We start from the raw sequence: 21,444 nt of genomic DNA, 5'->3' as shown, positions 1-21,444 counted from the left end.
AGACCGCCCAGGGCATCACGCTGCGGCAAACCACCAGAGGCAGAATCGCGCTGCGGCAAACCACCCAGCGCATCACGCTGCGGCAAACCGCCAGAGGCAGACTCACGCTGCGGCAAGCCGCCCAAGGCATCGCGCTGCGGCAGATCACCGGAGGCCGATTCACGCTGCGGCAGACCGCCCAAGGCATCGCGCTGCGGCAGACCACCGGAGGCGGACTCCCGCTGCGGCACACCGTTCGTACCCGGCTGGCGCTGCGGCAGACCCGTGCTCGACTGCGGCACACCGTTCGCGCCCGGCTGGCGAACCGGCAGCTCACCGGAGTTCGGCTCACGCGGCGGCAGGCCGGACCCGGACTGTTCCGCTGGACCACCGGGCTGACGCGGCGGCGGACCGCCGGGGCTGAGGTTGCGCTTGGGCAGATTGGCCGCGGCGAGCTTGCCGCGCTGCGGACCGCTCGGCGAGGGCTGCCCCGGTGCGGGACGCAGACTCGCGGCCGACTGCTGGGCGTCCGAGCGCATACCGGACGACGACATCGCCGAACCCGGCTGCCGCTGCGGCAGTCCGCCCGGGCCCGTGGCCGCGGGTGCACTGGGGGTGGGCCCGCTGGGGGTCGGCGTGGAACTCGTGACCGGGATCGGGCCGCTCACTCCGGGATCGACAGTGACCATGACATTGCCCCCAGGGGTCCGCGTGACGGCCCGCATCTGCATCGATGAGGGCGCCGACGGACGCTGGGGCGCGGCGGCCTGCGGCGAGGGCTGCGGGGTGACGGGCTGCCCCGCGCTCGGCTTGCCCGCGACGATCAGTCCGACCGGCACGTGCACGGTCACCGTCACGCCCGGATCGCGCGCGGTGTCGAAGGTCGGGCGCAACCGCACGGTCAGGCCGTGCCGCTCGGCGAGCCTGCCGACCACGAACAGACCCATGTGGCGGGCCGTGTCCGGTCCGGGCTCGGCGGTCTGCTCCAAGCGCCGGTTGATGTCGGCCATCTCGGCGGGCGGCATACCGATGCCGCGGTCGGCCACCTCGATGAGCAGGCCCTGGTCGTGCGCCTGCGCGAAAGTGAACTTGACGTCGGTCTCCGGCGGCGAGGCGCGCAGCGCGTTGTCCAGCAGCTCGGCGAACAGGTGCGCGAGGTCGGAGGCGGCGGGCTCCTTCAGCGAACCGCGCGGCGTCGCGCCGAGCTTCACGCGCTCGTAGTCCTCGACCTCGGAGATCGCGGCGCGCAGCACGTCGGCGATCTCGACGGGGGCGGACTTGGCGCGGCGCTGCCTGGTGCCCGCGAGAATCAGCAGGTTGTCGCCGTTGCGTCGCATACGTGCGGCGAGATGGTCCAGCCGGAAGAGGTTTTCCAGCAGGCGCGGGTCCTTCTCGTCGTACTCCATCGCCTCGATGAGGGTGAGCTGATGGTCGACGAGCGACTTGGACCGGCGCGCCAGGGTCTCGAACATGTCGTTGACCTGCGAACGCATCTTCGCCTGGTCGCTCGCCAGGCGCAGCGCCTGGCCGTGGATGTCGTCGACGGCGCGGGCCAGCTGACCGATCTCCTCGGTGCTGCGCACCGGCATCGGCTCCAGCGGCACTTCTTCCGGCGAGGCGCCGTTGCGGAGCTGGGCGACCTCGTGCGGCAGGTCGCTCTCGGCCACGCGCAGCGCGGCCAGCCGCAGACGGTGCAGCGGGACGATCATCGAGCGGGCCACGAAGACGGCGAGCAGCAGCGCGGCGAGGATGGTCGCGATGACGACCGCGGTGTAGGTCCACGCGTCACGCTGGGCCGTGGACACCAGCGACTGCATCGCGGAGTCGATGTCCTTGGTCGACTTGCCGACGACGTGCTCGTAGACCGCGAGACTGTCGGTCAGCGACTTCTTCAGATCACCGATCGGGAGCTGGCCCGTCTGGGCCTGCGGGCTGGTCAGCAGCGCGACCCTGGTGTCGATGCCCGCGCGCAGATCGGCGATCGAGGTGTCGCCGTCCGGGAAGCGGTGCGCGACCACGTTGAGCAGCGCGCGCTCCGTGCTGGACGCGATGAGGAAGCTCTGCACGCCGGCCTGCTGGGAGCGCAGCACCTCCGGGAAGGAGGCGACCACGCTGACCAGCGCGGCACGGGTGTTGAGCGAGTCGACCAACCGCAGTTTGGCCGCGTCGACCCCACTGTCGCTGACCTGGCCGACCGTGGTTTCGACGATATGCACGCTGTCGTTGCGGACGCGGTCGATCAACGCGACGGTATCCGAGGCCGGACCGGTGGTGGCGCCTTTGCCCTGGGCGCGGACGGCTTTGGCCTGGTTGAGCATGCTCTCCAGCGACGCGCGCGCGCCCGGGACGCTGCTCAACCGGTCGACCGACTTCTCCGCGTTGGCGATCGCCTTGTCCAGATCCGCCAGGTTCTGATCGGTCACGATGGATGTGTTCGGCGCCAGGGTGACCATTTGCGAACTCGCAGTGGTCGCCGTCTGCGCGCTGAGGCCGGTGACCACCGGGATGGCGGCGATGTTCTCGGCGATGTCGGCGAGCCGGTTCGATTCCGCGAACTCCGATGAGATCCTGGACACGCCGAGCCCGACCGCGACCGCCAGAGGCACGGCGAGTACCGCCGTCACCTTCCAGCGCAGGTCCCAGTTGCCGAGCGCCCAGCGTTTGTTGCCGGACCTAGCGGCGTCACGCATCTCCCACTCACTTTCCAAACTGGCCTCTACCACGCACCATCAGCCGAACCTCCACAATCGCGTGCATGGCTCGACGGGTGGAGCTGGCCGAGAACTGCGGCTGGCCGAGAAATTGCGTCTACGACGGCCCAAACAAGTGACATCAGATTCTAACGGATCAATAACTTCTTGGGTGACTCCGCGTAAGTTCGCAACCGATGACCTGCCGATTCCAGGCAAAACCAATGGTGGCGGCACCCACCCGGGCGTCGCGTGAAGTCTGCCACAATCAACCAGATCTATCGAGGCGGGCATCGAGGCGAGGCTAGGGAGTCACGGGGTTGAACGTGCGGCAGGAGTATCGACCGGCCTATCAGACCAGCTTGGTGGATCCCGCCGAGTTCTGGGCCGCCGCGGCCGAGGCGATCGACTGGGACGTGCCGCCGACGCAGATCGTCGACGCCGGCGCCCGACCGGTGGCCAGGTGGTTTCCCGACGGCCGCCTCAACACCTCCTTCAACGCGCTCGATCGGCACGTGCACCCGACGACCCCCGATGCCCCCAGCCGCGCCGATCAGCCCGCACTGATATACGACTCCGCTATGACCGACGCCACCGTCGTCTACACCTACGCCGAGTTGCTCGACGAGGTATCGCGGTTCGCCGGCGCGATGGCCCGGTTGGGCGTCTCGGCGGGCGACCGTGTGGTGATCTACCTGCCGATGATCCCCGAAGCGGTGATCTCGATGCTGGCCTGCGCCCGCATCGGCGCGGTCCACTCGGTGGTGTTCGGCGGCTTCGCGGCCCCGGAGCTGGCCGCCCGCATCGACGACGCGGAACCGGTGTTGATCATCACAGCCTCCGGTGGCCTGGAACCGGGCAAGAACATCGAATACCCGCCCATCGTGTTGCAGGCGCTCGACCTGGCCGAGACCACCGCGCCGCGCACGGTGATAGTCAAGCAGCGGCCGCAGTTCGACACCATCCATTTCCCAGCCCCGCAGCCCGCCACCGAGTACCTACCGAGTTCGGCGCAAACCGTGGCCGCGCAGTGGCTGGACTGGGACGACGCCGTCCGCGACGCGCCCCCGGCCGACCCGGTGCCGGTCGCCGCGACCGATCCGCTCTACATCCTGTACACCTCCGGCACCACCGGTAAGCCGAAGGGCGTGGTCCGGGACAACGGCGGGCACGCGGTCGCGCTCGCCTGGTCCATGCGCAACATCTACGACGTCGGCGCGGGCCAGGTGATGTGGGCCGCCTCCGACGTGGGCTGGGTGGTCGGTCACTCCTACATCGTCTACGGGCCGCTGCTGGTCGGAGCCACCACGCTGCTGTACGAAGGCAAGCCGATCGGCACGCCGGACGCGGGCGCGTACTGGCGGGTGGTCGACCGGCACAAGGTCGACGTGCTGTTCACCGCCCCGACCGCGCTGCGGGCCATCCGCAGGGCGGATCCGCGAGCGGAGCTGGCCCACCGCCACGACCTGTCCTCACTGCGCGCCCTGTTCTGCGCGGGCGAGCGCCTGGACCCGGCCACTTACGCCTGGGCCGACGAGACCCTGCTCGCGGGCCGCCAGGACTGCCCGGTCGTCGATCACTGGTGGCAGACCGAGACCGGCTGGCCGATCTGCGCGAACCCGCTCGGCCTGCAGCGGCTGCCGATCAAGCCGGGCTCGGCGTCGGTGCCGGTACCGGGGTATCGATTACGGGTGCTCGACTCCTCGGGCAACGCGGTGGCACCCAACACCGAGGGCAATATCGTCATCGGCCTGCCGCTGCCGCCCGGAACGCTGACCGGACTGTGGCGAGACGACGCCCGCTACGAGCGCTCCTATCTGTCCGCCTACCCCGGCCACTACCTCACCGGCGACTCCGGCTACTTCGACGAGGACGGTTATCTGTTCGTCCTCGGTCGCAGCGACGACGTGATCAACATGGCCGGGCACCGGCTCTCGGCGGGCAGCATCGAGGCGGCCATCGCCGGGCACGAGGCGGTCGCCGAATGCGCCGTCATCGGGCTGCCCGACGAGCTCAAGGGCCACCGGCCGCTGGCCTACGTGGTGCTGAAGGCCGGCGTCGAGATCCATCCGCGGCAACTGCGCGACGAGCTGATCGAGCGGGTGCGCACCCAGGTCGGCGCGATAGCGACGCTGCACGACGCCATCGTCGTGACGGCGCTGCCCAAGACCAGGTCGGGCAAGATCCTGCGCAAGACCATCCGGCAGATGACTTCCGGCGGGCCGTTCGAGGTGCCGTCCACGATCGAGGATCCGGGCGTGCTCGCGGCCCTGGAACAGCAGATCCGCGCGGCGCGCCCGGAGTGGCGCGAACCCGCGCACAGCGACCCCGAGAACACCGACGACGTGGTCGCGCCCGACGTGGATCCGGTTGTGCCGTCCTGAGTTTCCGCACGAACCGGGATGTCCTCAGAGTTTCCACAGAGGACGTTCAGATCCGTGCCAGCAGTTCGAAATAGCCTCGAGACCGCCCCGAAACCCTTCGATGATCTGGAGGCAACACATCATGAAACGTTCCGTAGGCCGCCCCGCCGTCGCCGCTCTCGCAGCTGGTGGATTCGCCACGGTCACGTTGTTCCTGAGCCCCGCGATCGCCGCCGCGGGCCCGATGGAATACGCCGAGCCGCTGCTGACCTCGGACTGCTCGTTCGCTCAGGTCGATGCCGCGCTGCACGACAAGGCGCCGCAGCTGGCCGCGATGCTCGACGCCAACCCGAACCAGAAGGCCGAGTTGCAGCGCAAGTTCGACCAGCCGGTCGAGCAGCGGCGCGCCGAGCTGCGGCGGGCCATCGACGAGAACCCGGATGCCGCGCGCCAGGCGGAGAACGACCCCCGGACCGCGCAGTTGCGCGACACCATCCGCGCCGTGGCCGAGTCCTGCCACAACTACTGATCGCGCGAGGACAGGGGTGACTCGCCGGGGCCGAGGCCCCGGCGAGTCACCCATCCCGGGAGCTGGACGCATGTCCGGCATCCCCCGACCTGCACGGATCGAAGAACCGGAGAGGAGGGGGAGCAGAATGGACGACGTGACGTCGACCCCGACTCCCACGGTTCTCGTCGTCGACGACGACGAGGACGTGCTCGCCTCGGTCGAGCGCGGGCTGCGCCTGTCCGGCTTCCAGGTTCTCGTGGCCAGGGACGGCGCGCAGGCGCTGCGCAGCGTGAACGAGAACGCGCCCGACGCCATCGTGCTCGACATGAACATGCCCGTGCTGGACGGCGCGGGCGTGGTCACCGCGTTGCGCGCGATGGGCAACGACGTGCCGATCTGCGTGCTCAGCGCCCGCGCCTCGGTGGACGACCGCATCTCCGGACTCGAGTCCGGCGCCGACGACTACCTGGTCAAACCATTCGTACTGAAAGAGCTGGTGGTACGGATCCGGGCTCTGCTGCGCCGCCGATCCGACGCACCCGCCCCCGCGACCCCGGGCGCGCTCACCGTCGGTCCGCTGGAGGTGGACGTCGCGGGCTACCGCGCGCTGCTGCACGGCCGCGAGATCGAGCTCACCAAGCGGGAATTCGAGCTGCTGTCCACGCTGGCCAGGAATGTGGGCGTGGTGCTGAGCCGGGAGCGGCTGCTGGAACTGGTGTGGGGCTACGACTTCGCCGCCGACACCAACGTGGTGGACGTCTTCGTCGGCTACCTGCGCCGCAAGCTCGAGGTGGGCGACACGCCCAGGCTGCTGCACACGATCCGCGGTGTCGGGTTCGTGCTGCGAGCGCCGAAATGACCGTGTTCGCCACCGACCGCCCGAAGATTCGTCGGCGCCGGTCGTTTTCGCTGCGCACCCGGGTCGCGGGAGCGGCGGCGGCGGGCGCGATCGTCATCGTGACGCTGATCAGCCTGATCAGCATCCGCGCCATCGAACGCAACAACCTGCAGCAATCCGACCAGCAACTCGCCGTCGCGGCGCGGATCGTCCTGATCGAGCCGCAGATCGCGGTCCGGTTCATCAGCTTGACCGGGCTCAACAACGACATGGCCGTGACCGTCCGAGACAACGGCGAGGTGGTCGCGAGCACGCCCACCGAACTGCCCGCGCTGCCTACCGGTTCCCGCACCGTCACGGTGCGCGGCATCCCGTACCGGATTTCGACCACCATCGAGAATCAACCGGCGGGCCGGGTGGTCTCGCTCGGCATCCCCGCCGCGGGTGCGGCCGAGGCCACCGCCGAACAGCAACGTTGGGTGCTCGGCGGCGCGCTGCTGGCGATCGCCGCCGCGGCGGCGCTCGGCTGGCTGCTCGCGGGCGCCGCGGTGCGTCCGATCGTCCGGCTCACCCGGCAGGTGGGGGCGCGCAGCGCGTTCCCCGATCCCCGCGATCCGCAGACGCCGGTGGAGGGCGCGGGCGTGCACGAGGCGGAGAAGCTGGCCGAGGCGGTGAACACCATGCTGCAGCGGGTGGATCAGGCCCACGCCCAGACCGCGGCCGCGCTGGAGACCGCGCGCGACTTCGCCGCCGTGTCCGCCCATGAGCTGCGCACTCCGCTGACCGCGATGCGCACCGACCTCGAGGTGCTGCGCACCCTCGATCTGGACGAGGCGCAGCGGGCCGAGATCCTCGATGACCTGCAACGCAGTCAGGGCCGGGTGGAGAGCACGCTCGCGGCGCTGGAGCGGCTGGCCACCGGCGATCTGACCAACGAGCGCGACCACGTCGCCACCGACGTCGGCGACCTGTGCGATCAGGCCGCGCACGACGCCATGCGGCACTTCCCCGGCCTCACCGTGCGCATCGATTCCGACGCCGAACTGGTCACCCGCGGCCTGCCCGCCGGGTTGCGGCTGGCGGTGGACAACGCGCTGGCCAACTCCGTCAAGCACGGCGGAGCCACCGAGGCGCTGGTCTCCGCGCACCGGGGGGCGGGCGGCCACATCGTGATCTCGATCGACGACAACGGCCGCGGCATACCGCCGCAGGAGCGGGAAGCCGTCTTCGACCGCTTCTTCCGCGGCAGCCAAGCCAGCAAGGGCGGCTCCGGCCTCGGCCTGGCGCTGGTCGCCCAGCAGGCCCAACTCCACGGTGGCCGGGCCTATTTCGACGCGGGCACCCTCGGCGGCATCCGGCTTGTCCTCGACCTGCCCGAGCGGTCGGCAACTTAGATATCTCTCAGAGAAACGCCAAGGAGCGCACCATAACTCGCGTTTAGGGTGTGCGGACGTGATCGGAAAATGCGCCCGCTGGGCCCTTCTCGTTGTTGCCCTCGTCTCAGCGGGATTCCTCGGCGCCGGAATCAGCGCATACACCGGGTCCGACCGGGGGCCGACGGCGATCGCGCTGGTCGATGTCGATATGGGCCCGACCGGTGCGCGGGTGGTCGAGGCGTTGCAGGAGGCGGGTGGCTATGAGTGGCACGCCGTCGCCGCGAGTGCGCTGGACACAGACGATTACGCCGCCGTCATCACCCTGCCCGCCGATCTGACCGAGTCGATGGGCACCCTGGCCGGCGCGGAGCCGAAGCGGGCCAAGGTCACCGTGGCCACACACGAGGACGCCGACGCCGATCTCGTGCACGGCGCGGTCACCGCGGTGACCCACCGTATCGGCGCGGTCGGCGTCGACGCCGCTCTCACCGCCGTCGCGCAGGCCCGGTCCCAGATGTCGCAGGTGCAGTTCACCGCCCAGTTGCTCAACGCGGGCGTCGCCGCCGCCGCCGCGGGAGCCGATCAATTCAGCTCCGGCGCCGATCAGCTGCTCGGCTTCCTGGAGTTCGCGAAGAACGGTTCGGCGCAGCTGACTTCGGCCATCGCGCTGCTGAACTCCACCGTGGACGGTGCCGCCGCGCAAGCCGACCAGCTCGCCGCCGCGCTCGATTCGACCGGCATCACCATCGCGCAGGTGGAGCGGACGGCGAACACGGTCAGCAGTGGACTCGATCAGATCCTGCCGCTGTTGCGCGCGCTGCCGTTCGCGAGCGATCCGGCACTTGCCGACATCATCGGGAAACTGGACGCGCTGCGCGGCGTGTCCGGCCAGGCGGGCTCGCAGTTGACCGGACTGGGTTCGCTCGTCGGCGGCGCGGTGGACCCCGATACCGATCTCGGCACGCTGCTTCGCACCGTCGTCGACCGCCTGACCAGCGCGAGCGCGCAACTGTCCGAGGGCGCGAAGCTCGCCGAGGGCCTGCCCCAGCTGGCCGAACAGGGCGGCGCCCAATTGGTCGACGCGATCGGCCAGCTCACCGGCGGTGTGAGCCAGCTGCAAGGCATCGTCCACAACCTGAGCGCCCAGACCGACAAGGCCGTCGCCGCCATGCCGCAACGCAGCAGCGCCCAGCAATCGGCTCTGGCCGCGGCTCTCACCGATCCGGTCGAAATCGTCAGGCAATAGCCGGAATACGAGAAGTGGCCTGTGTTCCGATTCGGAACACAGGCCACTCGACGCTGAAATCAGTTGGCGTTCAGCAGGTCGATCACGAAGACCAGCGTCTTGCCGGACAGGGGGTGGCCCCCGCCGACCGCACCGTAGGCCAGCTCCGGCGGGATGGTCAGCTGACGACGGCCGCCGACCTTCATGCCGGGGATGCCGTCCTGCCAGCCCTGGATCAGGCCGCGCAGCGGGAAGGTGATGGACTCACCACGGTTCCAGGAGGAGTCGAACTCTTCGCCGGATTCGAATTCGACGCCCACGTAGTGCACCTCCACCGTGCCACCGGGCACGGCTTCCTTGCCCTCGCCTTCGATGATGTCCTTGATCACCAGCTCGGTGGGCGCGGGCCCTTCCTGGACCTCGATCTCCGGTTTGGTCATTCGGCTTTTACCCCTTCGATAGATGGTGGATGGATGTCGTCAGCGGTTGGTGATCTCGCGGTAATCGCGGGCGCCGTAGCCGGTGTAGATCTGCCGCGGACGGCCGATCTTCAAAGGCTCGCTGTGCATTTCGCGCCAGTGCGCGATCCAGCCGGGGAGCCGGCCCATCGCGAACAGCACCGTGAACATGCGGGTCGGGAAGCCCATCGCCTTGTAGATGACGCCGGTGTAGAAGTCGACGTTCGGGTACAGGCGCCGCTCGATGAAGTAGTCGTCGGTGAGCGCGGCCTCTTCCAGGGCCTGGGCGATGTCGAACAGCTCGTCGTGGCCGCCGAGCTTGCTCAGGATGGCGTCGGCGTGCTTCTTGGCGATCGACGCGCGCGGGTCGTAGTTGCGGTAGACGCGGTGCCCGAAGCCCATGAGCTTCACCCCGTCTTCCTTGTTCTTGACCTTGCGGATGAACTCCTTGACGTCGCTGCCGCTGGCCTTGATGCCGTCGAGCATCTCCAGCACGGCCTGGTTCGCGCCGCCGTGCAGCGGGCCCCACAGCGCGTTGATGCCACCGGACACCGAGGTGAACAGGTTGGCGTCGGACGAGCCGACCAGGCGAACGGTCGAGGTGGAGCAGTTCTGCTCGTGGTCGGCGTGCAGGATGAGCAGCATGTCCAGCGCCGCCGCGACCTCGGGGTCGACCTCGTAGGGCTCGGCAGGGAAGCCGAAGGTCATGCGCAGGAAGTTCTCCACCAGGCTCAGCGAGTTGTCCGGGTAGAGGAAGGGCTGGCCGACCGACTTCTTGTACGAGTAGGCCGCGATGGTGGGCAGCTTGGCCAATAGTCGGATGGTGGACAGCTCGACCTGTTCGGGGTCGCGCGGGTCCAGCGAGTCCTGGTAGTAGGCCGACAGCGCGTTCACGGCCGAGGACAGCACCGGCATCGGGTGCGCGTTGCGCGGGAATCCGTCGAAGAACCGCTTCAGGTCCTCGTGCAGCAGGGTGTGCCTGCGGATGCGGTCGGTGAAGTCCTCGAGCTGGGCCTGGGTCGGCAGCTCGCCGTAGATCAGCAGGTAGCTGACCTCGATGAAGGTCGAGGCCGCCGCGAGCTGGTCGATCGGGTACCCGCGGTAGCGCAGGATGCCCGCCTCACCGTCGATGTAGGTGATCGCCGACTTGGTCGGGGCGGTGTTCATGAAGCCCGGGTCGTACGTCACGTACCCGGTGCTGGCCAGCAGCTTTCCCAGCTCGATCCCGTCGTTGCCCTCGGCGGCCCTGGCGACCGTCATCGGGAACTCGCCGCCGGGGTAGGAAAGGACCGGCTTGGCGTCGTCGTCGACGTTGATGATGTTCTCAGCGGGCACGGAAGGATCCCTCTCAGGCTAGAACCACAGGCACCGGCGCGGTCGGCGCACGATGCGCTTGCCTCAACGCTAGCCGTTCACCGACGCGGACAATACCGGAGGGTAGTCCTGCGGAGGCTCACAAACACGTCCTGGCGCGGTGAGGTTCCGCGCCCACGGCGGAACCCGGTCGCCGGGTGTTCGCGGTGCACGTCACACGGCGATTTCGGCATGAGCGCGAGCGACACGGTAACGCGTGAAGGCCGGAAACGCGACCGCCGCGATCAGCACGCCCGCCACCACCAGCGCGCCTCCGCCCGCCGCGGCTACAGCGGTACCCAGGCTCGCTGCCGCGAAACCGTGGGCAACATCACCGATCCGCGGACCGCCCGCGACCACCACTGTGAACACCCCTTGCAGCCGCCCGCGCAGTTCGTCGGTGGCCACCGTCTGCAGCATCGTGACCCGCAGCGCGGCCGAGACCATGTCCACCGCGCCGCCGAAGGCCGAGCAGGCCAACGCGATCCACAAACCCGCGCCGAGGCCCAGGCCGTGGCCGGTGAAACCCACGGCGAGACCGAAACCGACCATGGCCAGGCCCCACAGCACGATGCAGACCAGCACCGCGAGGCCCTGCCTGCGGACGCGTGGAATCCAGCCGGAGAACACCCCGCCGAGCACCGCGCCCGCCGACATCGAGGCGAACAGCAGGCCGAGCGCCACCCCACCGGTGGCCGGGTCGCCGAAGGTCTCATGGGCGATCTGCGGGAACAGCGCGCGCGGCATCCCGAACACCATGGCGATCACGTCCACCGCGAACGACGCGAGCAGCACCCGCTGCGTGGCGAGGTAGCCGAAACCGTCGAGCACCGTGCGGAATCCGGCGCGGCGCACGGTTCCGGTCGGCGGCAGCGCGGGCAGCCGCCAGACCGCCCAGAGGGTGGCCAGCAGCGCGACGGCGTCGACGAGATAGAGCGTGGCGAGCCCGACGACGGGGATGAGCGCACCGGCGAGCACCGGCCCCGCGATGGCGCCGAACTGCATCACAGTCATATTCAGCGAATTCGCGGCGGCCAGTTGGTCTTCCGGCAGCAGGCGCGGGATGGTGGCGCTGCGAGTGGGCTGATTCACCGCGAAGAACGCCTGCTGCACCGCGAACAGGCCGAGCACGACCCAGACGTTGTCCAGCCCGGCCGCCGCTTGCAGCCAGAAGGCCAGCGCCGTGAGCCCGGTGCCCGCATTGGTGAGCAGGAGGAGCCTGCGCCGGTCCAGCACGTCGGCGAGCGCGCCGCCCCACAGGCCGAACACGATCAGCGGCGCCAAGCCGAACAACCCGGCCAAACCGACGTAGCCGGAGCTTCCGGTGATCTGGAAGATCTGCTGGGGCACCGCGACGACGGACAGCTGAGCGCCGATCATGGTGACGATGCCCGAACTCCACAGGCGTCGGAAGTCCGGATCACGCAGCGGAGTGGTGTCGGCGAGCAGTTTCACCGGGCGCAGCGTATCCAGTCGGGCCCGTCCGGCTCGACGCGAGAATTCTCACGCGGGGGCCGGGAATACCTCAGGGTTGCAAGCGGTCGACCGACGTGGCCCCGTGCTCGATCCGCACCCGGATCCGGTTGTGCAGCCTGCCGCGCCGCCCTTGCCAGAACTCGACCTCGTCGGGGCGGACCAGGAAACCACCCCAGTGCGGGGGTACCGGGATCTCGTCCACGTCGGCGAACCGCTCGGTCGCCTCGGCCAAGGTGCGATCCAGTTCCGCCCGCGAGCCGATCGGCGCGGACTGCCGCGAGGCCCAGGCGCCCAGCTGCGAGTCCCGTGGCCGGGACCGCCAGTAGGCCGCCGTCGTCTCGGCGGGGACCCGCTCGACCGCGCCGCGCAGGTGCACCTGCCTGCCCAGCGCGGGCCAGACGAAGGTGACCGCCGCGTACGGGACCGCGGTCAGCTGAGCGCCCTTGGCGGACTCGTAGTTCGTGTAGAAGATCACACCGTCCGGCGAGAGCCCTTTACACAGCACGGTCCGCGCGACCGGCCGCGGCGTTCCGTCGGCCAGCGAGACCGTGGCCAGCACCATGGCGTTGGGTTCGGCGATGCCGACGGCGGTGGCCTGTTCGATCCAATGCCGCAGCAGCGGCTCCCACCCACCGGCGAGCCAGGTCTCGTCCAGGTCGACGTCCTCGTTGCCACCGTGCGGCAGGCCGCCGTAGTCGACCCGCATGGCGGCGAGATCCGATGAATTGTCCAGGTCACGCATGGGCCAGACGTTACTCCGCAGTAGCGGCGAGCTAAGGTTTTGATGATCGGCATGTGCTCGTCAAATCCGGCAACTTCCCATCGACGAGAACATGCGACCCAAGTGCAAGGAGAGTCGCAACATGACTACCAGCCCCGCGGTTTCCGGTGGGCAGGCCACCGTACCCAGCGATTTCGTCAGTGGCCTGGAGGGCGTGGTTGCTTTCACCACCGACATCGCCGAACCGGACAAGGACGGCGGCGCGCTGCGTTACCGCGGAGTCGACATCGAGGACCTGGTCGAGAGCCGGGTGACCTTCGGTGACGTGTGGGCGCTGCTGGTCGACGGATCTTTCGGCCGCGGCCTGCCGCCCGCCGAACCGTTCCCGCTCCCCGTGCACACCGGTGACGTGCGCGTCGACGTGCAGGCCGGGCTGGCCATGCTCGCCCCGATCTGGGGCTACCAGCCGCTGCTGGACATCGATGACGAGACCGCTCGCGAGAACCTCGCCCGCGCCTCGGTCATGGCGCTGTCCTACGTCGCGCAGTCGGCGCGCGGTATCTACCAGCCCGCGGTCCCGCAGAAGAAGATCGATGAGTGCACCACGGTCACCGAGCGCTTCATGACGCGCTGGAAGGGTGACCCGGACCCGCGTCACACCGAGGCCATCGACGCCTACTGGGTCTCCGCCGCCGAGCACGGCATGAACGCCTCCACCTTCACCGCCCGGGTGATCGCCTCGACCGGCGCCGACGTGGCGGCCTCGCTGTCCGGCGCGATCGGCGCCATGTCCGGCCCGCTGCACGGCGGCGCCCCCGCGCGCGTGCTGCCCATGATCGAAGAGGTCGAGAAGACCGGCGACGCGCGCGCTCTGGTCAAGGGCATCCTGGACCGCAAGGAGAAGCTGATGGGCTTCGGTCACCGGGTCTACCGGGCCGAGGACCCGCGCGCCCGCGTCCTGCGCGCCACCGCGAAGCGGCTGGCCGCTCCGCGCTACGAGGTCGCCGCCGCACTGGAGCAGGCCGCCCTGGCCGAGCTGCGCGAACGTCGTCCGGACCGCGCCATCGAGACCAACGTGGAGTTCTGGGCCGCGGTGATCCTGGACTTCGCCGAGGTACCCGCGCACATGATGCCCGCCATGTTCACCTGCGGCCGCACCGCCGGCTGGTGCGCGCACATCCTGGAACAGAAACAACTGGGCAAACTGGTCCGCCCAGCGGCCATCTACACCGGCCCCAGCCCCCGCAAGCCCGAAGAGGTCGAGGGCTGGGCGACCATCGGGCACACGTAGTCGAACCACAGCGCTAGGTCTGCGAGCCGGGCGTGACAGCGGGAGACGGTGCCCGCAGTCACGCCCGGCTCGCGAGCATCCGGCGAAAGCTAGAGGACGCGAGATTGCTTTCTCGGGTGGTTTCGGCGTCGCGACATCAGTGCGATCGGCGGCAGACGGTAACCGGCGGGCCGAGGTGCCCCGAACGATGTTCCGCAGGTCGCCCACCGATCGCCGTCGGGGTGGACGAACACTATGTAAGCGGCCCTGCTCGACCTCGATGACGACAGCGGCGATCCCGTCGTGGACCAGGGCGTTCCACACCTGCTCAGGCCACGAGTGGTCCCGCTGGCACCCGCCGGCCGTCGCGGGTGTGCACGTAGACACGTGGGTCTTCGCTTGTCCGTGCCCGGACGATTGCGAAGGCCAGCCCGTCGGTGCTGATGGTTGTGGTCTGCTCGTCCAATTCAGAGGTCACCGACACCCGCACAGCATCCAAGGCGGCGAGCCCGGTGACGGCGAACCAGCTTTCGTCTCGAGGTGTGCCGTCAGGATTGGGGAGGGTGAACAGCTTGGCCGACTTCCGGTGCAGCGGCCGGTGGTTCGGGGTGCGTTCCGCACGGGGGCCGTCGGGTCGGGGAGAACCGGTGATCATGCTCGGCGCGATCCAACGCCCATGATCAAGCCGCACGAAGCTGACGTACCGCCCTCGCTCACCGTCGATGAGCACCGCGACGACCTCATCCCTCACGATGACGCTGACCGGGGTGAGAGCCCGGTCAGCGCCCGACAGGGCATCAATCGCCACGGTGACCGCTGGATGGTCCAGTGCGCCCATTGGCGTGCCCTTTCCGTTCAGGTCAGCACAGAGCCCCGATGGTAATGCTGTCGTCGTACTCCCGGTCCCAGTTGCCGTGGAACGCGGACATGGTCGCCTTGGTGTGGAACTGGTAGAGGATTCCCGCCGCCGAGCATGACGCGCTGTAGAGCGTTTCGACATCTGGGTCGGTGGTGTCGTCGTTGCGCTCGGAATGCACATAGTATTTGCCGTCTGCCGAGTCGTATCGGTACAGCTTCGTGTTGACGCTCCGCAAAGAGGGCCTGCCGGTGCAGTGCACCTTGAACCCGAAATTGATGGAGGCGATGCTTCCCGCGCCGGTCTTGTACGGCGGGATAGCGCTGATGAAGCACACCACATCATCCTTCGTGGTGTGGTTGGGTTCCGCGTGGGCGATCGTGTCTGCGCCGAGCACCAGTGTGCTGGTGAGCAGGGCAGCACGGATCGCAGTGGCGATGGTCATTTTCTCCCTCCCGTTCCGGCGGTGTATCACCACTCATTTCTGGACTGTTCGTACTGGTAGCGGACCTGCACCCACAGTTCGCGCGGTATCAGGTCGATGCACTCGGCCAGCGTCGGCGGAACCCTGAAAGTGGTGCTCGCACCGTCCGCTTGTCGCACCCGAAACACGCGGACCACACCCGCCTCCACCAGCCAAACCACCACAACGCCATCGAGTTCCGTGACGCGATGCGCACCCATCGGCTACCGCCCCGGCCTCGGCCGCAGCCGCGCACACGCCCGGATGGCTTCCACAACCTTCAGCCCCGACGGCCGGTAGCAGTCACGCGGCGCCTGTGCCCACACCCGAAACCGGCCAGCCCCAGCGTCGTCCGCAGGAGAGGGAAGAGCGATCTGGGCACCGTAGGGCGCCAAGGTGGCATTGAGCCGGAACAGTTCGGAGAACAGCGGCATGTCGTTCGGGACGTCCGGGGCTATAAGAAAGGTCCAGCGCTTCGAACGCGGGTGCGAGATGATCGGCCCGGCCGGTGCGCCGCCGTTCTGCATCCGGATCTTCACCTGCGCGCCGAGCTGAGCGGGCACGGTGATCGCCCCAACACTCCCCGATGGCAGCGAGATTCGGCCCATCGACGGCTCGATACAGGCGGGCAGCCCGCACACCTGGCGGTAGAACCGGCACCGCGCCATCGGAGTCTCCAGAACCATCGTGACGTCATCAGAGCGAGTCGTCTCACTCATCCCGGCCACCGCATCCGGTCGATACCGGTCACGGCACCGAGCCCGATCAAGTATTTCGACGGGATGTCGTGGCGGTCATCGATGACCTCGGCCCCCACCCACCCGCACCGGCCCGGAATATTGCGGACGTGCGGCCCGATCTGCCCATCCTCATACGGAGCCAGCCGTAGGCAATGGTCGGTATCGGGGCACCGCACACGGGATAGCGGCCCATACGGTGTGCTGTCCACGGTTTCCCACTGCCCGGTCTTCGACAGCCGGAACTGGTCTGCTGCCTTTCCCATCCCCGCGGCGCTCCCCTCTTCGATGATTGGAAGGCCCGGCGCAGGGGATTCCCACCCGTTCAGTTGGGTGACAGAAACGGGTGGGACGCCCGGATGAGGTAGCGGACTTCACCCGGCGCCGGGGCCGTCTTCCAGGGTTCTTGCTACGAGGATTGGGGAACAGCGCAAAACTGTAGGCAAACAAGCCGCTTCGACCAGGGGGCGAAGACGAACGAGCCATTCAAATCACACCGGCTGGCACGCGGCTGGACACATGCCGAGCTGGCCGAGTTGGTGTGCACCGAGATCGAAGGCGCCACCGGGCACCGGCCTGCCGTAGACGCGCAGGCGATCAGCCGGATCGAGCGCGGCGAGATCCGATGGCCTCGCACTGCGACCCGACAGGCGCTCATGGCACTGTTGGGGGCAGGTTCGGAATCAGAACTCGGGCTGTACCCGAAACGAACCCACCGCGACGCCGAGAAGGATGAAGCCACGAAACGCCGGGATTTTCTAGCACTGGCCGGGATTTCCATCCCGCTCACCACCGCTATCGCGCCAAGCCGGGTCGGTGCGATGGAGTTGGGCGAGATGCGTCACAGGTTCACCCGCCTGCAAGACCTCGACAATTTCATCGGTGGCGGCGACACCTTCCACCTGTACTTCTCCGAGCTCGCCAGAACTGAACATGTACTGCGGCACGCCAACTACAACCCGACGACACGCGTCGGCTTGACCGAACTAGCGGGTGAGCAGGCACAGCAGGCTGGTTGGGCAGCGTTCGACGCCGGATTCCGCGATCACGCCCTGAGCCTGTACAGCTACAGCCACCGCGCCGCAACCGAGGCCGGAAATCTGGAACTGGCTGCCAACGCGCTCATCCAGACCGCCTACGCCACTGGTGACCGCGACGCGGTGTCGGCGGCAGACGCCGCCTGCATCGCCCTTGGCCCGGACGCTCCTCCACAAGCTCGAGCTTTGCTCGAATCTCGGCGAGCATGGTCTCTGGCGACGATCGGCGATCGCGACAACGCGGCCCGCGCCCTCGATGCTGCCGCGGACGCGCTCGACCGCGAAGCGTTCCGGCCGGCGGCAAAGTGGTTTGCGTGGATGAACCGCGACGAGTTGGACATTATGATCGGCCGCGTCTGGTCCCTCCTGCACAACCCGGAGAAGGCCATGGCGCCGCTGCAACGCGCACTAGACTCGTATCCGGACCCCTGGACCCGGGACAAAGCTCTGTACATGACCTGGCTCGCTGATGCTCACCTCGACGTAGGCAACGTCGAGGAGGCGCTGTCGATCACGCAGAACGCGCTCACGCTGGCCGGGAAGGTGGCATCAGTGCGGCCCCTTGCACGAGTGCGGCAGGTCGCGCGACGGGCTGCCGGGCTACCTGGTGGCGACAGTCTGTGGGCGCGGGCCGCCGTGGTGCAGGTTCCTACTCCGGCGCAGCTGTAGAGCGCTCCACCCAGTCTGCGTACGCCTGCGCGCACCATTCAATGGGCTGGCCGGTCAGCTCGGGGTTATCCCAGGGGTGCAGTTCCTTGATCCGGTCAGCGAGTTTGTCCCGAGTGGTGGCGGATGTTCGCAGTTCGACGCGCCACTCCTGGCCTTCACCGGACTCGCCGAGATGCCAGAACACCGACTTGATCGGCCCGGTGATGAACGCACCCGCCGCCAGCTTTTCCGTGACAGCGGCACGAGCGATCGTTTGGGCGGCTTCTTCGGTGGGGGTGGTTGTCGTTATGGACCACACACTTGGGGTTGCCATTACGACAGCGTAGGGGACTGATTCCGTCAGGAGCAGGAGTCAGTGGCCGTCCGGCAGCGTGCAATCCGCACCGTCCGCAGCGTCACGGCTGCGAGCCACCGCGATTCTTCCGCACGGGCACCGCGCATTACGACGACGTCGCGGTTGTCCATCGTCGAACGAATCAGGCGAAGTATCGGTTTGCACCGGCCACATTCTGCAACAGCGGCGGACATGATGGCGTCGCCGCGCAGGCGCTCGACCCGAATTCGCCCGCGGTTCACTCCTCGAGCGACGCGAGCCAGTCGACGGCGACCGTTTCGCCGTGGTCGACCTCGAAGAAGGCGACCTCTAGATGCTGACCCAGGTCGACCAGGCGGATGGCGTTCAGCGGCACCGGCTGGACCAGCCGGACCAGCCACGGTTTGGATTCGTCCCAGGCCCGCAATTCGAGGTCCAGCCGCAGCACGGGGTCGTCGCGACCGGAGTAATCGGCCGCGATCGGCGCGGCGGCGAGCACGGTGGCGTCCGCGCGGCGCCCGTCGGCGAGGATCTTCGCGATGCTCGCCCGACCGGATTCCTCGGCGTCGGGCACGTACAGCACCAGGCGATCGCGGTCGCACGGGTCCACCCGGCAGCACACCACGTCGCCCGGGCGCATCCATTCCAGGTCGGCGTCGGCCACCCGCTGCCGCACCCGGCTCTCGTAGGGGAACTCCCCGGCCAGCTGCACCCGGACCCAGAACACGTGCCCGGGTTCGGTGCGCCGCGGACGCACGCCGAGGATCGTCGCGGTGCCCGCTTCCCCGCGGATCAGCAACTCCCGCCGCATCGCGTCCGAGACCGTCGCGCCGCGCAGGCGGAAGTTCCGCGCCCGCTCGCGCAGTCGCCATCCCGAGTTAGCTGACCGCATGCTCATGGGCGCTTACGTTAGCCGGAGTGTGGGCGTCGCCACAGCAACACCACCGACTACCCTGTTCGCCATGACCTCTGCGTTTCCGACGATTCCCGACGATCTCAAGCCCGCCGACGGACGGTTCGGTTGCGGCCCCTCCAAGGTGCGCCCGGAGCAGCTGCAGTCGCTGGTGAACGTCGGCGCCTCGGTGTTCGGAACCTCGCATCGGCAGAAACCGGTCAAGGACGTGGTGGCGCGGGTGCGCTCCGGCTTGCGCGAACTGTTCGGCCTGCCGGACGGCTACGAGGTGGTGCTCGGCAACGGCGGCACCACCGCCTTCTGGGATGCCGCGGCGTTCGGCCTGGTCCGGGAGCGCTCGCTGCACCTGACCAACGGTGAGTTCAGCTCGAAGTTCGCCGCGGTGACCAAGGGCAACCCGTTCATCGGCGACCCGATCGTGGTCTCGGCCGAGCCGGGCAGCGCGCCGGAGCCGGTGTCGGACCCGTCGGTGGACCTGATCGGCTGGGCGCACAACGAGACCTCGACCGGCGTGTCCATCCCGGTACGTCGTCCCGCAGACTCGGAACACGCGCTGATCGCCATCGACGCCACCTCGGGCGCGGGCGGTCTCCCGGTCAACATCACCGACGCCGACGTCTACTACTTCGCCCCGCAGAAGTGCTTCGCCTCCGACGGCGGCCTGTGGGTTGCGCTGATGAGCCCGGCCGCGCTGGCCCGGGTCGAGGAGATCAAGGCGTCGGGCCGCTGGACGCCCGATTTCCTGTCGCTGCCGATCGCGATCGACAACAGCACCAAGGACCAGACCTACAACACCCCGGCGCTGGGCACCCTGCTGCTGTTCGCCGACCAGATCGAGTGGCTCAACGGCAACGGCGGCCTGGACTGGGCGGTCAAGCGCACGCTGGACTCGTCGTCGCGGCTGTACTCCTGGGCCGAGTCGAGCGAGTACGCGACCCCGTACGTCACCGACCCGGCGCACCGCTCGCAGGTGGTCGGCACCATCGACTTCGCCGACTCGGTCGACGCGGCCGCGGTGGCGAAGATCCTGCGCGCCAACGGCATCGTGGACACCGAGCCGTACCGCAAGCTGGGCCGCAACCAGCTGCGCATCGGCATGTTCCCGGCGATCGATCCGGACGACGTCAGCCGGCTGACCCGCTCGATCGATTGGGTCGTGCAGAATCTCGGCTGAGCGCCGCATATTTCGACCATTTACGGTCGCAACACGCCCGGGATCGACACGCCGCGAAATTAGGCATAGCGGATCGAACAGAGCAGATTAGCGGGGCGCGGACGTCTCTCCGGAGATTTCCGTGCCGCGTGTCCTGCCCCAGGAATCTCAGATGTGCACTACTGTTTCGGAAAGTGGGCGGTGTCGCGAGTCGACGCGATAAGGAGGTAACGGTGCGTGAACTTCGAGTGATCGGGGTGACGCCCGACTCCACGCACATCGTGTGTATCGACACCGAGTCCGGTCAGAAGTTCCGGCTGCCCGCCGACGACAAACTGCGAGCCGCCGCGCGCGGAGACCTTGCCCGATTCGGCCAGATCGAGATCGAAATGGAAGCAACTATGCGTCCCCGCGATATCCAGGCCCGTATTCGTGCAGGGGCCTCCGTGGAACAGGTCACCGAGGAATCCGGAATGCCGGCCAGCCGCGTCGAGCGGTTCGCCTATCCGGTGCTGCTGGAGCGAGCGCGCGCCGCCGAACTCGCCCAGAAGGCCCACCCCATCCGTCCCGACGGTCCCGCCGTGGACACCCTCATCGATGTGGTCACCGCCGCGTTCACCGCGCGCGGGCACAACATCGAGGGCGCCGAATGGGACGCTTGGAAGGACGAGAAGGGTTACTGGGTCGCCCAGTTGCAGTGGCAGAACGGGCGATCGGAGATCGCCGCGCACTGGCGCTACCAGCCGGACGCGCACGGCGGCTCGGTCTCCCCGCTCGACGACCCGGCCTCCGATCTGATCGATCCGGATTTCGGACGCGCGCTGCGCGGGCTGGCGACGATCGTACCGCCGGAACCCGAACCGGCCCCGCCGCAGCCGGAACCGGTGGCCGAACCGCGTCCTGCCCCGGCCGCGCCGCCCGCGCGCACCGCGAACCGACAGAGCCAGCCCACGCTGGACGAGTACTACGAACAGCGTGCCGTCGCCGGTGGTGGCAGCGCCGCGGCGATCCCGCCGGGCAACGGCGCCCCGGCTGCCAACCCG

The 21,444-nt window shown here is 68.6% G+C and carries 20 protein-coding genes and 1 pseudogene; 9 read left to right on the top strand and 12 right to left on the bottom strand.

What is annotated here, in order from left to right:
* A partial coding sequence (locus ON19_RS03875) for an ATP-binding protein (RefSeq protein WP_083899120.1) occupies nt 1–2,669 on the bottom strand: 2,669 nt, incomplete at its 3' end.
* Between the two features lie 320 nt (nt 2,670–2,989).
* On the opposite strand from ON19_RS03875, the gene ON19_RS03870 reads away from it, so the two are divergent.
* From ON19_RS03870 to ON19_RS03850, 5 genes are all read left to right on the top strand, one after another.
* Nucleotides 2,990–5,053 (top strand): AMP-binding protein, encoded by a 2,064-nt coding sequence (locus ON19_RS03870; protein WP_043686863.1) that lies wholly within the window; start codon nt 2,990–2,992, stop codon nt 5,051–5,053.
* A 121-nt stretch (nt 5,054–5,174) separates the two neighbouring features.
* Nucleotides 5,175–5,561 (top strand): hemophore-related protein, encoded by a 387-nt coding sequence (locus ON19_RS03865; RefSeq protein WP_043686885.1) that lies wholly within the window; start codon nt 5,175–5,177, stop codon nt 5,559–5,561.
* A 127-nt stretch (nt 5,562–5,688) separates the two neighbouring features.
* Nucleotides 5,689–6,402: a response regulator transcription factor gene (locus ON19_RS03860; RefSeq protein WP_043686860.1), complete on the top strand. Its 714-nt coding sequence runs from the start codon at nt 5,689–5,691 to the stop codon at nt 6,400–6,402.
* A complete protein-coding gene (locus ON19_RS03855; RefSeq protein ID WP_083899119.1) occupies nt 6,399–7,775 on the top strand; it encodes a sensor histidine kinase in 1,377 nt (458 codons plus the stop codon). Before ON19_RS03860 ends, ON19_RS03855 begins: the two co-directional genes overlap by 4 nt.
* A 58-nt stretch (nt 7,776–7,833) precedes the next feature.
* Entirely contained in the window at nt 7,834–9,003 is a 1,170-nt protein-coding gene (locus tag ON19_RS03850; protein WP_043686856.1) for a YhgE/Pip domain-containing protein, read from the top strand.
* A gap of 59 nt (nt 9,004–9,062) precedes the next feature.
* On the opposite strand, the gene ON19_RS03845 is transcribed toward ON19_RS03850, so the two are convergent.
* The 4 genes from ON19_RS03845 to pdxH form a co-directional block, all read right to left on the bottom strand.
* Nucleotides 9,063–9,422, bottom strand: coding sequence for an FKBP-type peptidyl-prolyl cis-trans isomerase (locus ON19_RS03845; RefSeq protein WP_043686852.1), 360 nt, complete (start codon nt 9,420–9,422; stop codon nt 9,063–9,065).
* A 39-nt stretch (nt 9,423–9,461) separates the two neighbouring features.
* Entirely contained in the window at nt 9,462–10,775 is a 1,314-nt protein-coding gene (locus ON19_RS03840) for a citrate synthase (RefSeq protein ID WP_083899118.1), read from the bottom strand.
* A 192-nt stretch (nt 10,776–10,967) separates the two neighbouring features.
* On the bottom strand, nt 10,968–12,248 hold the full coding sequence (locus tag ON19_RS03835) for an MFS transporter (protein WP_086006588.1): 1,281 nt from the start codon (nt 12,246–12,248) through the stop codon (nt 10,968–10,970).
* Between the two features lie 70 nt (nt 12,249–12,318).
* On the bottom strand, nt 12,319–13,011 hold the full coding sequence (gene pdxH, locus ON19_RS03830; RefSeq protein ID WP_043686849.1) for a pyridoxamine 5'-phosphate oxidase: 693 nt from the start codon (nt 13,009–13,011) through the stop codon (nt 12,319–12,321).
* Between the two features lie 121 nt (nt 13,012–13,132).
* Here pdxH and ON19_RS03825 point away from each other — a divergent pair, with 121 nt between their 5' ends.
* On the top strand, nt 13,133–14,281 hold the full coding sequence (locus ON19_RS03825; RefSeq protein WP_043686876.1) for a citrate synthase 2: 1,149 nt from the start codon (nt 13,133–13,135) through the stop codon (nt 14,279–14,281).
* A gap of 307 nt (nt 14,282–14,588) precedes the next feature.
* Here the strand turns inward: ON19_RS03825 and ON19_RS03820 are convergent, their stop codons facing one another.
* Genes ON19_RS03820 through ON19_RS03800 form a run of 5 tightly spaced genes read right to left on the bottom strand, consistent with a single transcriptional unit; the run spans nt 14,589 to nt 16,582 of the window.
* Entirely contained in the window at nt 14,589–15,098 is a 510-nt protein-coding gene (locus tag ON19_RS03820) for a hypothetical protein (protein WP_043686845.1), read from the bottom strand.
* A gap of 22 nt (nt 15,099–15,120) precedes the next feature.
* On the bottom strand, nt 15,121–15,561 hold the full coding sequence (locus tag ON19_RS03815) for a hypothetical protein (RefSeq protein WP_043686842.1): 441 nt from the start codon (nt 15,559–15,561) through the stop codon (nt 15,121–15,123).
* A gap of 26 nt (nt 15,562–15,587) precedes the next feature.
* A complete protein-coding gene (locus ON19_RS03810; protein ID WP_043686839.1) occupies nt 15,588–15,800 on the bottom strand; it encodes a hypothetical protein in 213 nt (70 codons plus the stop codon).
* Between the two features lie 3 nt (nt 15,801–15,803).
* Nucleotides 15,804–16,298, bottom strand: a complete 495-nt coding sequence (locus tag ON19_RS03805) for a hypothetical protein (protein ID WP_063709385.1) — start codon at nt 16,296–16,298, stop codon at nt 15,804–15,806.
* Nucleotides 16,295–16,582, bottom strand: a complete 288-nt coding sequence (locus ON19_RS03800; RefSeq protein ID WP_043686836.1) for a hypothetical protein — start codon at nt 16,580–16,582, stop codon at nt 16,295–16,297. Before ON19_RS03800 ends, ON19_RS03805 begins: the two co-directional genes overlap by 4 nt.
* Nucleotides 16,583–16,813: 231 nt before the next feature.
* Here ON19_RS03800 and ON19_RS03795 point away from each other — a divergent pair.
* Nucleotides 16,814–18,022: pseudogene (locus ON19_RS03795) on the top strand (helix-turn-helix domain-containing protein); the annotation flags it as partial.
* Here ON19_RS03795 and cutA read toward each other — a convergent pair.
* Both cutA and ON19_RS03785 read right to left on the bottom strand, forming a co-directional pair.
* Nucleotides 18,003–18,335 carry a divalent-cation tolerance protein CutA gene (cutA, locus tag ON19_RS03790; protein ID WP_043686833.1) on the bottom strand — a complete coding sequence of 111 codons (333 nt, stop codon included), beginning with the start codon at nt 18,333–18,335 and terminating at the stop codon, nt 18,003–18,005. The pseudogene ON19_RS03795 and the gene cutA sit on opposite strands and share 20 nt — an antisense overlap.
* Nucleotides 18,336–18,594: 259 nt before the next feature.
* On the bottom strand, nt 18,595–19,233 hold the full coding sequence (locus ON19_RS03785; RefSeq protein WP_043686830.1) for a hypothetical protein: 639 nt from the start codon (nt 19,231–19,233) through the stop codon (nt 18,595–18,597).
* 64 nt (nt 19,234–19,297) lie between these two features.
* On the opposite strand from ON19_RS03785, the gene serC reads away from it, so the two are divergent.
* Both serC and sepH read left to right on the top strand, forming a co-directional pair.
* Complete coding sequence (gene serC, locus ON19_RS03780) at nt 19,298–20,422, top strand: phosphoserine transaminase (RefSeq protein WP_043686827.1); 1,125 nt, start codon at nt 19,298–19,300, stop codon at nt 20,420–20,422.
* 212 nt (nt 20,423–20,634) lie between these two features.
* A partial coding sequence (gene sepH / locus ON19_RS03775) for a septation protein SepH (RefSeq protein ID WP_051168500.1) occupies nt 20,635–21,444 on the top strand: 810 nt, incomplete at its 3' end.

Origin of the sequence: Nocardia abscessus NBRC 100374 (assembly GCF_000308455.1) — a bacterium.
Classification (GTDB): domain Bacteria; phylum Actinomycetota; class Actinomycetes; order Mycobacteriales; family Mycobacteriaceae; genus Nocardia; species Nocardia abscessus.
This window is presented reverse-complemented; position numbering and strand designations above follow the sequence as displayed.

Bases quoted from the DNA above. Each gene is read 5' to 3' on its own strand.
- ON19_RS03805 (WP_063709385.1), bottom strand. From the start codon at position 16,298: ATGAGTGAGACGACTCGCTCTGATGACGTCACGATGGTTCTGGAGACT.
- ON19_RS03825 (WP_043686876.1), top strand. From the start codon at position 13,133: ATGACTACCAGCCCCGCGGTTTCCGGTGGGCAGGCCACCGTACCCAGC.
- ON19_RS03860 (WP_043686860.1), top strand. From the start codon at position 5,689: ATGGACGACGTGACGTCGACCCCGACTCCCACGGTTCTCGTCGTCGAC.
- cutA (WP_043686833.1), bottom strand. From the start codon at position 18,335: ATGGCAACCCCAAGTGTGTGGTCCATAACGACAACCACCCCCACCGAA.
- pdxH (WP_043686849.1), bottom strand. From the start codon at position 13,011: ATGCGTGACCTGGACAATTCATCGGATCTCGCCGCCATGCGGGTCGAC.
- ON19_RS03865 (WP_043686885.1), top strand. From the start codon at position 5,175: ATGAAACGTTCCGTAGGCCGCCCCGCCGTCGCCGCTCTCGCAGCTGGT.
- ON19_RS03820 (WP_043686845.1), bottom strand. From the start codon at position 15,098: ATGGGCGCACTGGACCATCCAGCGGTCACCGTGGCGATTGATGCCCTG.
- ON19_RS03815 (WP_043686842.1), bottom strand. From the start codon at position 15,561: ATGACCATCGCCACTGCGATCCGTGCTGCCCTGCTCACCAGCACACTG.
- ON19_RS03785 (WP_043686830.1), bottom strand. From the start codon at position 19,233: ATGAGCATGCGGTCAGCTAACTCGGGATGGCGACTGCGCGAGCGGGCG.
- ON19_RS03845 (WP_043686852.1), bottom strand. From the start codon at position 9,422: ATGACCAAACCGGAGATCGAGGTCCAGGAAGGGCCCGCGCCCACCGAG.
- ON19_RS03800 (WP_043686836.1), bottom strand. From the start codon at position 16,582: ATGGGAAAGGCAGCAGACCAGTTCCGGCTGTCGAAGACCGGGCAGTGG.
- serC (WP_043686827.1), top strand. From the start codon at position 19,298: ATGACCTCTGCGTTTCCGACGATTCCCGACGATCTCAAGCCCGCCGAC.
- ON19_RS03810 (WP_043686839.1), bottom strand. From the start codon at position 15,800: ATGGGTGCGCATCGCGTCACGGAACTCGATGGCGTTGTGGTGGTTTGG.
- ON19_RS03855 (WP_083899119.1), top strand. From the start codon at position 6,399: ATGACCGTGTTCGCCACCGACCGCCCGAAGATTCGTCGGCGCCGGTCG.